The organism is Shewanella aestuarii, assembly GCF_014647215.1.
Lineage (GTDB): Bacteria > Pseudomonadota > Gammaproteobacteria > Enterobacterales > Shewanellaceae > Shewanella > Shewanella aestuarii.
This window is the reverse complement of sequence record NZ_BMOT01000001.1, coordinates 840,382-852,777: the sequence shown is the minus strand read 5'-3', so window position 1 is coordinate 852,777 and position 12,396 is coordinate 840,382. Positions and strand designations below refer to the sequence as shown.

Sequence of the window (12,396 nt, the reverse complement as noted above, 5' to 3'; positions counted from 1 at the left end):
GGAGATATAGAATGCAAAAATTGACTGGATTAATTTCAGCCCCTCATACCCCATTTGATCGTTACGGTGAAGTCAATCTTCCTGTCATCGATAGCATTGCTGAACTGCTTATTCGTCAGGGCGTAAAAGGGGTTTATATATGTGGCACCACTGGTGAAGGCCTTAATTGTTCTGTAGCAGAAAGAAAAGCAGTAGCCGAACGTTGGGTTTTAGCCGCGCAGGGAAAGCTGAGTATTACAGTGCATACAGGAGCTTTATCGATTGTTGATACGCTGGAGTTAACACGACATGCTGAAACTCTAGATATTTTTGCTACTTCGATAATTGCACCTTGTTTTTTTAAACCAAGTTCAGTGGATTGTCTTGTCGATTACTGTGCCACCATTGCAGCTGAAGCACCAACTAAGGCGTTTTATTATTATCATTCGGGTATGTCAGGAGTGATGTTTGACATGGAGCAGTTCCTTATCAAAGCGGACAAAGTCATCCCCAACCTAGCAGGTATTAAGTTTAACCATGTAGATCTATATGAGTATCAACGTTGTAAGCGAGTTTGTGATGGAAAATTTGATATTCCATTTGGGGTGGATGAGTTTCTGCCTGCAGGTCTTGCAGTTGGTGCGATAGGCGCTGTTGGAAGTACGTATAATTACGCAGCACCGCTCTATTTAGATATTATTGCAGCGTTTAATAATGGGGATCAACAGACAGTGTTGGCCTTGATGGATAAGGTTATTGCACTCATTCGCCCACTTGTACAATACGGGGGAGTTGCTGCAGGTAAAGCCGCAATGTTGTTACATGGTATTGACGTCGGTGATCCTCGTTTACCAATTAGAGCTTTGTCGAACGAAGAGAAAACAGATGTGGTTGCTAAAATGACCGCGGCTGGATTTATGCAACACATCTTGAGTGTAAGCCGTGACGATTTATTCGTTGATTAATAATTGATCAATATTTTTATAGTGTTAGAGGATCATACTCATTGTGTGACATGAGAGCTTAGGAATATAGGAAAATTAACTAAAGCGCTAAAATATTGCTGATATTTTAGTGCTGTTATAGTTAGGTCGCTGTTAATTTACATATATCCAACCATCAACAATTTGTTGGTGGTTTTTTTATGTCGAAAATATGAGACTAATTGTTGAAAAATGGGTTTAATGCTTTGCTTAGCTTACAGGTATTTAATGCATAAGGGTGTAGATGTATTTAAGCTAGGACTTACTGATGCCACATCTGCACGGATTAATGAATATTTAACTGATTCAATATTAGTTAGCCTTAAGTGAGTTGCTAGATAAATACCCCTCAGACTTGGTTAGTTTTTAATTGCTGTTAGTTTAGGCTTTAATTCTTGTTCCAATAGATAAGCTCGAGATTGATTCAATACAGTTAATATATTCATTTTCTTCTATGTAAAACCATTAATCGTTTGAGCAAACAAGGCTGCGCCGATAAGGTCTGCGTGCTCTCCAGTTATTGGTGAAACTAAATTAACCTGATAAATTTGGGGTAATTTGGTTATTTTTTCTATAACTTTTTCTCTAAAAGGTGATGCCGAACCAACGCTTCCTCCTAAGACAACTACTGCTGTACCTGTCAGTGCTTTAATATTAGCAATTAAATCGACTAATGCATCGGTGGACTGTTCGAGCAGAGTGGCTATTTCTGGGTGAGAAAGGTGTTGTTCGAAGACTGTTTTACAGTTTACTTGATAGTTCAATATTTGAGAGGCTTGTTTTGCAATTGCTGTGCCCGAGGAAATAGCTTCTACGCAATTGATTCTACCGCAGTGACATTGAATCTGTGGGAGGCTTGGTCGACTTACTGACATATGGCCAATATGTGCACAAAAGCCATCATTTGCAGTGATCAACTGGCCATTTTGGATAATGCCACCGCCAATTCCCGTCGATACTGTAATATAAACTAAGGTATTGTCTTGTCTTTTGGGTCCCAGACAATATTCTGCCCATGCGGCCGCAGCAGCATCATTTAACATCACCACAGGTAAATTAAATCCGGTTTTGAGTTGTTGCTTTAAGGGTAAGGTTTGCTTGGCAGATAAAAAGTGCACATGGTTTGTTCCTACTTGGCCGGTACAAGCGACAGCAACTAAATGTGCTTTGTCAATCCAGCCCTGGCATAACTGAATTACATAGTTGGCCAAATTATTAAGATCATGATGAATAATCGAATCGGTCTTTCTTGATTCTATGATTTTATTATCATTCATCAGTGCGGCAGATATTTTTGTGCCACCAATATCGATTGCAATGATCATAGTGATACTTCCTTTGAAAGCACTACATTTGCGATACTCGCCGCGAACCATTGGGTGATATGTTCTACGCGGGTGATTGCCGAGCCAACTGTGACCGAGAAAGCCCCAAGTTCAATTGCTTTAGCGGCTCTTTCTGGGGAGTGATAACGACCTTCTGCAATCACATGTATTCCTTGGCTAACCCAACGAGTGACGAGGTCATAATCAGGAGCATCGGGGGGGGGGCACATATCGGTATAACCAGACATAGTACTGCCAATAAAAGTGCAGCCGTGTTGTGCCAACATTAAGCCTGTTTCATAATCAGCGCAATCAGCCATCGCAATACAGCCTGAGCTATGAATAGCTTCAAGTAACGCTAACATAGCCACCGGTCTTGTTCTTTGTGTACCGTCAAACGCGATAATACTCGCGCCAGCTTTAGCTAAGTCTATTACATCATCAATAAATGGAGTTATACGTATTGGACTATCGATTAAGTCCCTTTTAACAATGCCTACAATTGGTATGTTCGTTGCCTTAGCTACTGCGTTAACATTTTTTACGCCTTCTATTCTTAGTCCTTTAGCACCACCATCCACGGCAGCCAATGCCATGGCCAATATATGCTCGACTTTATCCATAGGTCCGTGATCAACCGGTTGGCAAGAAACAATTAATGAATGCTTTAATGATGCTAGTAGTTGTTCTTCTTTTTCTTTATTTACGGGTGTCATACATGTTTCCTAAGAACTATATTGATACTTGGGGTGATTTTTTCTAGGCTGAGCGCATGGTATATAAAGTCAACCCAGTTAGATCTTTGTTCGAGCTTTTGGCTGTTTGCGTTAAAAGGCTGGCTATATACCCCACCACTAAACACGATATGATTCCGATAGTGGCGTAAAGGTAACCATCGGCCCAGCCAAGTTGCCATGCCGATACCATAGTGGTTACACCTGCCAAAATACCTGATATAGCGCCAAAAGAGTTGGCCTTTTTGGTTAAAGCGCCTAATACAAACAGGCCACCTAGTGCACCCATAAACATACCGATGACTTTAAAATACGCTTCCATCAAAGAGCGGATTTCAGGGTCGATAAATATCAGTCCAGCAAGGGTTCCGAGGATACCCATAATAAAGGTGAGCCAGCGAGCAGCATTCATATACCCTTTTTCGGTTTTGACTATGTTAAATGGGCGAATAAAGTCAGTTACTACTGTCGTAGCGATCGAGTTCATGCTGGTAGATACCGTTGATTGCGCAGCAGCAAAAATTCCTGCGACAATTAGACCCGCGATGCCTATTGGCAGTTCGGTAGCAATAAAAGTTGGAAAGATTTGATCGATTTGAATGCTAGGGTCTAACTTTTCAGGATGTGTTTGATAAAAGGCATAGAGTGCAGTACCAATGCAGAAGAATAGCAAAGCGCTTGGTGCTGCAATTATAGCATTTGCCCAGATAGATTTTCTTGCGTCGCTTGGATTTTTGGTCACCATATATCTCTGCACTACAGCCTGATCTGCAGTGTAGCTTGATAAATTTTGACCAATCCCCCCAATCACAATCACCCAAATTGATAGTGTAGTAATGCTATCTAAGCTGAAATCAACATTTACCATAGTAAATTTATCATCGCGTAATCCAATGCTAATAAATTCAGCAAATCCACCATCTAAACCTGCTACAATGATGACAAAACAGGCTATTGCTCCAAGAATGAGTACAAAGGTCTGTAAGGTGTCTGTCCAAATAACGGCCTCGATGCCACCCATGGTGCAATAAATCAAACATAAGCCGCCCATAATCAATACACTATCGCTGGCAGATAGTGGCGTTACAGCAGATAAAGATAATGCTGTTAATGCCATGACGATACCCATTCGACCAAGGTGGAATAGTGTAAATAGGCCACTGGCAAATAGTCTTACACTCATATTGAAACGTTTTGATAAGTACTCGTAAGCGCTAGTGGCATCAATTTGGCGAAAAAATGGCATAGCTACATAAATAGCAAGCGGTGCAACGGCCACAATCATCCAAATACCAATCAGTAACACCCAGTTACTTTGGTAAACCACAGCTGGCAGAGCGACATAAGTTAATGAACTTAACATGGTGGCATATATCGAACAGGCTGCAGCCCACCATGGGATAGATTGTCCACCACGAAAATAATCATCGGTATTTCTGTTTTTGAATACAAAAAATAGCCCAAGCAATACTACGCAAATTAAATATGTCACTAAAACTGTCATATTGACCCAACCAAAATTCTTTTCCGGTTGTTTGAGTAATGCTTGCCATAGGCGCAACGAGCCAGTGTTATCAGCACTACGATTTAATGAGTAGATGACACCGTCATATGATGTGATGTTTTCGCTAATGTGTTGAGCGTTTTTGGTATTTTCGACTTTTTGGATATCATCGGGATTACCAGCTGAGTAATGTGTCCAGCTGCTAGTAATAGCATTAAATGACAGGGTATTAGCTTGATCTGTAAATGCTAATATATGCGATTGGCCAAATGGAAGGAGACTGTTAATCCGTTGATTAAGTTTTTGATTCACTGATGTGATAGTACCAATACTTTGCCATTGGTTTTGTTCAATGCTCTCTTTGGGATCAAACTTCCAATGACTGTTTAATGCCAAAACAGTCTCTTTTGAATTTATATTGCCTGCCGGATCAAGTTTGTTAATTGGCAGTTGATAACCGCCAATAGCAAATATTTTTTCACCTGTACCATCATTTTGCACGGCTAATTTTATGCCATTTTGGTATGGCATATTTGGGTTTGCTAAAGGCAGTGAAGGCAGCATTTTCCATGAATTTTTAACGGTATAGGTGTCGATATCACTTTTACTGTCGGTTAATGCCCCCTGTGCGTCAATGAGACCATTGAGATCTAACGAGTAGAATTGGTTATTAGAATCCGTCCCCGTCAAAACATAAAGTACATTGTCAATGACGACGGAGGATGGCGATTTTGCTGCACTAGGTAAGGGAGGCAGTGGATAACTATAAAGTGTTTTTGACCCTGAGTGCCACATAATAAGATTAACTAAATTTGTTGCTTTTAACTTTGCTAGTCCACCTGTAACAAGAGTGGCACCATGGAAATTAGTTGCTGCGGCAAAAGCTCGATTACCTTGTTCCGCAGACAAATTTGTAGCGATAACATTACTGCCATCTATGAGGTAAAACCGCTCAGATTGAATGCTGTTATCAGTGATTTTTTCTGCTATTAGGGGATGTTGTTTAGCGGTTAAATCTGTAATGCCTGACGATATAAGTATGCCGGTACCTTGATGGCTGATGAACGCACCATAATCAATATTTATCTTGTTAGCTGGCGTAACGTATACTTCCTGCCATTGGATTGTTGTTTGAGCATGGGTTAGCAATGGCATCATCAACGTCAAAATAAATGCTGACTTTAATATCTTGTTAAACATATGTACTCAAGTAGTGTTGTTTTGCTGTATACCTGTTATACCACCTGTATTGCAGTAATGCTATGAAAATATTAAGTCGGTCAGAGAAATTTTATTTTGGGAATATTGAGGTGAATGCTCATGTGCTGTTGTTAGGAAAAAGACTATCTGGCGATAGCCTTCCTTATCTGTAGTGTTCAATTCTGTGTAATGTTATTTTTCAGCGTAATATTTGTCGAAAACATATTGGATATGCTGGGTTAGTTTTTTATCTGCGCCCTCAACATCATGATTTTTAATACAAGCCAAAATTTCTAAATGATCTTGGTGGCTTCTAGCGTTGAGTTCTTGGATATTCGTTTTTGCAGGGCGAGCATCAATTACCCAATCAACCAGAGCCTGATGAATGGCTAAAAAAATTGGATTACCAGGGATTGATGCTATTACTCTGTGAAAATAAATATCTGTCTTTTTAAATTGGTTTTCATTATTTATTGCTTTGCCATTTAGCTCAACCGCTCTTTCTAATTCTTGAATTTGTTCAGGAGTAGCAAATTCAGCTGCGTGACGCACTAAGCTTGATTCAAAAAAACTTCTTAACTGATCAAAATACTGCAAGCCATTTGGTTGAGACAAAAAGTCTTTTGACATCCCTGACAATTCAGAAATGATAGCCTCTGGCGATGGCCTGGTAACGCGGGTTCTTTCGCCACTACTTATTTTGACTAAGCCTTTACGCGCTAACGCAGATAATGCATCACGAATAGAAGGTCTACCTACACCAAACGCAGCCATGAGATCTCTTTCTGAGGGCAGGGCATCACCTTCGGCTATTTCACCTTGACGTATCATCAGTTCCAATTCTTCTTCAACTGTTTCTGATAGCTTTTTGCGTTCAACAGGACGTTTAATCGTAATTGGCATAATGAATTCCTTTAGTATGCGATTGGTTATGTATCACCTATTGAGCTATTGTACCAAGGCGTGACAGAAAGTATACGAAATTATCAGTATTGATTAATGTTTAGCCATATTAGCTAGCCTATGTTTAACCCTAAAAATGTTGAGTTGGTGGTGTACCTGTTATACCTTTGTAAAAGGTAATCTATTAATTATATGCGCATATGAAATATCATCAGAAAAAAAAGATTTATTATGGTAGCGAAAGTCAGCAGTTCGGACATCTTTATACTCCTTGCAACTCATCGAATAGGCCAGTGGTTATCGTTGTTCATGGTGGCTACTGGAAAGATAATCATAGCCTTGAAACTTACGCCACTTTCGCTATTGTTGATTATTTACAATCATTTGATGTTGCGATATGGAATATAGAATATCGGCGTATGAACGCGAAAGGTGAAAATAGAAATGCACCTTGGCCAACCATCTTTAAGGATGTTGCAGCTGCCATTGATCATCTGGGTTGTATTCAAAATAGTGAAAGCTTAGATTTAGGCAGAATTTTGATTATCGGCCATTCTGCTGGAGGCCACTTGGCTACTTGGGTTGCTTCAAGAGAAAGCATTGCTGTTGATAGTGAACTTTATTCACATGTGCCATTGAAAATACACAGAGCATTATCCATTGCGGGGATTCTAGATCTTGCATCGGTGAATGATGTTGACCAACCAGAACAAATATATCGACTGATGGGCGGAGAGCGAGATACTCATCCTGAGCGCTACTATGCTTGTAATCCAAGTATTTTATATCACTCCCAAATGGTTTTAACTTTGGTGCATGGTGAGCTAGACACTTGTGTTAACGTTTCACAGGCAAGGCTTTTTTGCGAACAAAGCCACGCTAAAGTAAGGAAAATTATATTGCCTTCTTGCGATCATTTTTCGATGCTACCTCATGATGGTAAATGGGCTGAGGAACTTTGGCTGCAAATGCAGCAATTAATTGCAGAGGAAATAAAAGCTTTAGGCTAGCTGAGGATCTTAGGGAACAAAATAAGACTATTTAATGCGATAGGTTTCATTTTTTACATCATCGATATAAGACTTATTGGTTGTGTGATTACCAATAAGTCTTTTTATTCGATTAAAAATAGCGCTATTTAGGCTGAGTGACAGCCAGTTCGAAATTTATATACTTCAATAAAGTACTCCCTGTAGCTTCGTAGATAATTCCGATTGAACCATCATGAAGCCTTACAATATCTGAGTAGGCGCTTATGCCATATACTAGTTGGTAGGGAGTGCCAAACGTCTGTCCTTCATCGAGACTGGACCAGATCCCTAAGTTATTGCGGCTTGGGCCAGATGATGTGCCTATGGGTGCCGACACAATGATTCGGTCTTCTGTATCGCCAGAACGAACAGCGGAATAGCGAGTTAAACCAATATCAACCTTTGATATCACTAAGTCGTGGCTGGTTTGGGTCCATGTAATACCTGCGTCGCTGCTTAAAAAGTGATATCGAGTTCCTGCAGCACTGCCATCATTTCGAGCTGATAACAAGAGTGTACCATCAGTAAGCTCCACCATATCAGCTTCAGTTGGGCCTGATACGGGTGTAAATTGTCCTTTTTGCCAACTTATACCACCATCATCACTGAATACCGTTGCCACATAGAAATTACTATTTCCTGCACGGATAATGGCTGGAAAGATCATTCTGTCGTTGTGGTTTCCTTGCGCTTGGGTTTGCCATTGCAACTGAATACCTTGCCCAGGTCCTGGATTAATTGATCGCCAAGTTGACTCTTTGACTTGAGATGTAACATCTACTGCATCCGACCATGTTAAACCATTGTCTGTACTCTTACGATAGAGTAGGTAGTTCTCATCGTTTGGACCCACGCAGTTACCATTTTGGGCGCATAAATCAGGCCATTGAACATAAAATACGTATACAGTATTGGTTGCTTTATCAACAAATGGACGAGGGTCTGAATAGTCATATAAGGGATTTTGATGAATAATTTGTACGGGTAACCAAGTACGGCCCATATCAATAGAACGTTTTAATGAAATATTAATTTGTCCTGCTTGGCCAGGGTCGGCACCATTGGGACGACCTTCTATAAATGCGAGTAAGGTATTATTTGCAGACTGCAGTATGGAAGGGATGCGGTAGTTACTCATACCATCAACACCTTCTTGGCCGCCCTGAAACACAATACTTTCAAAGATAGGCGGTGTACTTCCGAAGGTCTCAAAGCTAACATGGCGATAATTGGCAATGCCATTAGTCCCAGATGAGCCATTTCCCCATACTATTACATTTTGACTGCTAGCCTTACCAGCCCATGTTTCAATTGCGATTCCATCAAAACTGAATGTGGCTAAGCCTGATTGCGCATCGTAAATCATTTCATAGGTATGGTATTGCTCGGCACCTGTAGACATAACTAAGGTATGACTACTACCCCCCTCTAGGTTTGCGACTAAATCGCCGTTTGCATTAATACTTAATAAAGCTAAAAAACGTCTAGTCCCATTGGCATAGTAGTCTGAGATCGCTCCTCCTGATACCACACGGCTTATGGTAGTCATTTTCCAGCCTAGGGAATTAGCGTCATGATTAATTTGAGCACTCGGTTGGACTTCCCATTCGGCACGTCCGCCAGTACCGTTAGCCTGCCAAACTGGTTGATCTTGTTCTGTGATTAAGTTGCCGCTGGCAGATCCTGAACTATCATTTATCCAGCCAGCATTTATAGGATCTGTATGCTGTTTGTTATCAAACCTAGCGACAATCGTCGATAGCCTTGTTAAGTCTTCAGCCTGTTTTGCCGTCATTACGTTGTCATAAATGCGGGTGTTATAGATGCTGCCTTTGAAATACCATTGTCCACCGCTGCTGTCGTAGTTTCGTCCTATATTCATACTGTCTAGTTGTGTGACTGCACTCAAAAAATGAGTTGCATTCCCTGTGTATGCTAAATGACCATCTACATAAATTTTAGTCCCCTCATTGTTGACCATAATCAAGGCTTTATGTTCTTGATTATTGTTATATATGATCGTTGTTTTTGAATCATTAATGAAGCTGCCATTTTCTCGGGCATGGACTCGTAATGTGCCATCAGTATTGATGAGTACAGCAAACTCACTCGAACCATCTACAGAACTTGATGCGCTAAAAAGTGTTGCAGTCGTGTCAGTTGCTTTAAATTGAGTGAAAATACTACCTTGAGATAAGTGTTGCACAGCAGCTAAATCGTTATCAATTGTTAAATATTGGCTAGAACCATCAAACACTACTTCAGTTGTATTCCATTGAGCAACCAATTGAGCTTCGGCTGGAGAGTTTAAACCTAAGGTAGTAAATGCCACATTTTTATAATAGGCCACGCTATTAATATTTGATGAACCATTACCCCACGCAATCATATTTTGATTGCTGCTTTCACCAATCCAATCAGATTCAATAACAACACCATCAAAGCTAAAGGTTGCTAACTGTGTGTTAGCATTAAATTCAATCGCATAGTCGTGATATGAGTCAGAGCCTGAAGCTGTAATAAGTGTATATGTACCAGCACCGGCAAGAGATACTACTAAATCACCGCTCTCGTTAATGCTTAATATGGGCAGAAAACGTTTCTCACCATTTGAATAGTAATCAGTGATATAAGCCCCTGACTCTATACGACTTCGCCATGTCATTGTCCAGCCATGGGTATTCGCTTGACTATTAATCGCTGCGGTTGGTATGACGTTCCACTGAGCTCGGCCTGAAATTCCGTTAGCTTTCCAGCTAGGCGTGCCTAGGTCTTGTGCTATGGAACCTGTAGCTTGTCCGTTGGTAAAGTTGTTCCAACCTTGTGCACTTGGACTGCTAGAATTACTTGCGTCGAAGCTTGCAACTAGGGTATTTGCTTCAGCATAATTTTCATATCCGCTGCTTAATGCCAAGGTGCATGAAGTCATAAACATGAAAAGCAGTTGACTTATTTTTTGCATAATAAATTTCACCATTTTATTAAAATTAATGTGCTTTGTTTGAATATCAACAATGTTGTTATTCAAATAAAAGGTGCTGTTTACTTACGTTAATTAACTGCTCTCTTGCTAATAGAGAATGATCCACGTTATCGACAACCCTGACACCTTCCATATAGCGAATTGCTACGATTGTTTGTCTAGCTTAACTAAAACTATTCTGATCCAGTTAAGCTGTAATGTATTTACCTGTCATACCACACAATAAGAGCATGTTAACAAATAATTCACAAGCTATTTTTGGTGTGATAGGGTAACTGCGTGATTGGGGTTTGCTTTGTTTAACTCTATTGAATAATGGTGGATGCTAAAAATTAGGGGGCAATCAAGTTCTGATAATTAATGTTATATTTGATTTTGCGCTTATTATGGTTTGATCTTCAGAACATGATCTGCTGATTTTAGAGCAAGGAGGTTTTGCGTCACTGGGTTAGTGATAGTCCCACCTTAATTACCTTTTGTAATTTCTGATAACTTGTTAACTTATGGCTACTTTAATTTACTGATTTGATAATATTGTTCCTTGATAGATGTTTGGGGTTCTGATAACCGGTTTAATTTCTCCTGAAATCCAATAGATTTTATTTCCTTGCTGAGCGATTGTTAGTGGGCCCGCACCGCCAGAAAAGGGTACTTTATCACTTAGTGCAGACCACTCATTTTGGTTAATATGATAAATCATCTGTTGACGACTAAAATTAATGTCTTGCTCGCTTAGGCTGAAATATTGCTGTTTAAATACAGCTAAAGCGTCATTTTTTTGTGTACTTAATTGAAAGATTGCCTCATTAAAAATTGTGCGATTGACCCCTCCCAGTAACACTAATTGATCATTACTCATCACAGCTGCACCGCCACCGGTGACCGAAAAAGGCTGTTTGTTAAAAGTGATCGGTGCCAGAGTTGTCCAAGATTGGTTATCAAAATTAAACGCATAGGCATCGGTGAGCACATAATTGTCTTTACCGGCTAACAAATTTAAACCGCCAAAAATGTAAAATTTACCTTGATGATGAATAGCTGGAAAATCCGTACGGTTAGCACCAGGTACGGCAGGTATTATTTCGCTATTGACGCACGATTGACTGGCTAGCGAATACTGACAGACTTGGTTATTCACCTTTCCATCTTGCTCTCCGGCAAAGATATAGATGTTGCCGTTTTGCCAAGCCGCGGCTCCTGAATGCCATGTAAAGGGTAAATGATCGACTACGTCTGTGGTGGGGTTATTATTTAAATCTAAAGTTAATTTTATAATTGAATCATATGCTTGATTATTGTTTTTACCTCCGATCAAGTACAGGCTGTTATCTACAACCAAGGTTGCCCCATGTCCTGCTTTAATCGGCAAATGCCCGTGAGCCACTAAATTAACGCTATCATTTTGGGTATCGAAGACAAAAATATCACTATAAAATTGTTTTTTTCCCTGTTCAAAAAATGGATGTCCATTAGGAAAGTTTGCACCACCTGCCACGATGAGATAATTACCTATAAAACCACTATATGCGCCTGAAATACCAATAGATGTAACAAAGTTATCTGGATTTGGGAGTTGGCCTACCTTTACCCATGATATAGGTGAAATTTTTCCTAATGATGAATCATGTTGAAGAATATAATCCACGTGAGCAGTAGCATGGGTATCATTAGCAGAGGTATTAAAGGCTAACAATACCGATGAGATTAATAAAAGCAGCAACTTAGTCAGTTTCAAGATACTCTCCTAGGTGGTC

General features: G+C 40.0%; 8 protein-coding genes. 2 read left to right on the top strand and 6 right to left on the bottom strand.

Annotation, left to right across the window (positions count from 1 at the left end):
- The first annotated feature begins 11 nt into the window (after positions 1-11).
- The gene (locus tag IEY03_RS03680; RefSeq protein ID WP_188839962.1) at positions 12-944 is read left to right on the top strand and encodes a dihydrodipicolinate synthase family protein; all 933 of its coding nucleotides are present in this window, start codon (positions 12-14) and stop codon (positions 942-944) included.
- Between the two features lie 470 nt (positions 945-1,414).
- On the opposite strand, the gene IEY03_RS03675 is transcribed toward IEY03_RS03680, so the two are convergent.
- The 4 genes from IEY03_RS03675 to IEY03_RS03660 form a co-directional block, all read right to left on the bottom strand.
- Positions 1,415-2,287 (bottom strand): ROK family protein, encoded by an 873-nt coding sequence (locus IEY03_RS03675; protein ID WP_188839961.1) that lies wholly within the window; start codon positions 2,285-2,287, stop codon positions 1,415-1,417.
- A complete protein-coding gene (locus IEY03_RS03670; protein WP_188839960.1) occupies positions 2,284-3,003 on the bottom strand; it encodes an N-acetylmannosamine-6-phosphate 2-epimerase in 720 nt (239 codons plus the stop codon). Before IEY03_RS03670 ends, IEY03_RS03675 begins: the two co-directional genes overlap by 4 nt.
- A gap of 43 nt (positions 3,004-3,046) precedes the next feature.
- The gene (locus tag IEY03_RS03665; RefSeq protein WP_188839959.1) at positions 3,047-5,725 is read right to left on the bottom strand and encodes a sodium:solute symporter; all 2,679 of its coding nucleotides are present in this window, start codon (positions 5,723-5,725) and stop codon (positions 3,047-3,049) included.
- Positions 5,726-5,917: 192 nt separating this feature from the next.
- Positions 5,918-6,628 carry a transcriptional regulator NanR gene (locus tag IEY03_RS03660; RefSeq protein WP_188839958.1) on the bottom strand — a complete coding sequence of 237 codons (711 nt, stop codon included), beginning with the start codon at positions 6,626-6,628 and terminating at the stop codon, positions 5,918-5,920.
- Between the two features lie 200 nt (positions 6,629-6,828).
- On the opposite strand from IEY03_RS03660, the gene IEY03_RS03655 reads away from it, so the two are divergent.
- Complete coding sequence (locus IEY03_RS03655) at positions 6,829-7,638, top strand: alpha/beta hydrolase (protein WP_188839957.1); 810 nt, start codon at positions 6,829-6,831, stop codon at positions 7,636-7,638.
- Positions 7,639-7,762: 124 nt separating this feature from the next.
- Here IEY03_RS03655 and IEY03_RS03650 read toward each other — a convergent pair whose 3' ends face one another.
- Positions 7,763-10,621: an exo-alpha-sialidase gene (locus IEY03_RS03650; RefSeq protein ID WP_188839956.1), complete on the bottom strand. Its 2,859-nt coding sequence runs from the start codon at positions 10,619-10,621 to the stop codon at positions 7,763-7,765.
- Positions 10,622-11,159: 538 nt separating this feature from the next.
- Positions 11,160-12,335 (bottom strand): cyclically-permuted mutarotase family protein, encoded by a 1,176-nt coding sequence (locus IEY03_RS03645; protein ID WP_188839955.1) that lies wholly within the window; start codon positions 12,333-12,335, stop codon positions 11,160-11,162.
- Between the last annotated feature and the right edge of the window lie 61 nt (positions 12,336-12,396).

What these genes read in the sequence shown, in the direction of transcription:
- IEY03_RS03650 (WP_188839956.1), bottom strand. Translation starts at nt 10,621, where the DNA reads ATGCAAAAAATAAGTCAACTGCTTTTCATGTTTATGACTTCATGCACC.
- IEY03_RS03670 (WP_188839960.1), bottom strand. Translation starts at nt 3,003, where the DNA reads ATGACACCCGTAAATAAAGAAAAAGAAGAACAACTACTAGCATCATTA.
- IEY03_RS03675 (WP_188839961.1), bottom strand. Translation starts at nt 2,287, where the DNA reads ATGATCATTGCAATCGATATTGGTGGCACAAAAATATCTGCCGCACTG.
- IEY03_RS03665 (WP_188839959.1), bottom strand. Translation starts at nt 5,725, where the DNA reads ATGTTTAACAAGATATTAAAGTCAGCATTTATTTTGACGTTGATGATG.
- IEY03_RS03660 (WP_188839958.1), bottom strand. Translation starts at nt 6,628, where the DNA reads ATGCCAATTACGATTAAACGTCCTGTTGAACGCAAAAAGCTATCAGAA.
- IEY03_RS03680 (WP_188839962.1), top strand. Translation starts at nt 12, where the DNA reads ATGCAAAAATTGACTGGATTAATTTCAGCCCCTCATACCCCATTTGAT.
- IEY03_RS03655 (WP_188839957.1), top strand. Translation starts at nt 6,829, where the DNA reads ATGAAATATCATCAGAAAAAAAAGATTTATTATGGTAGCGAAAGTCAG.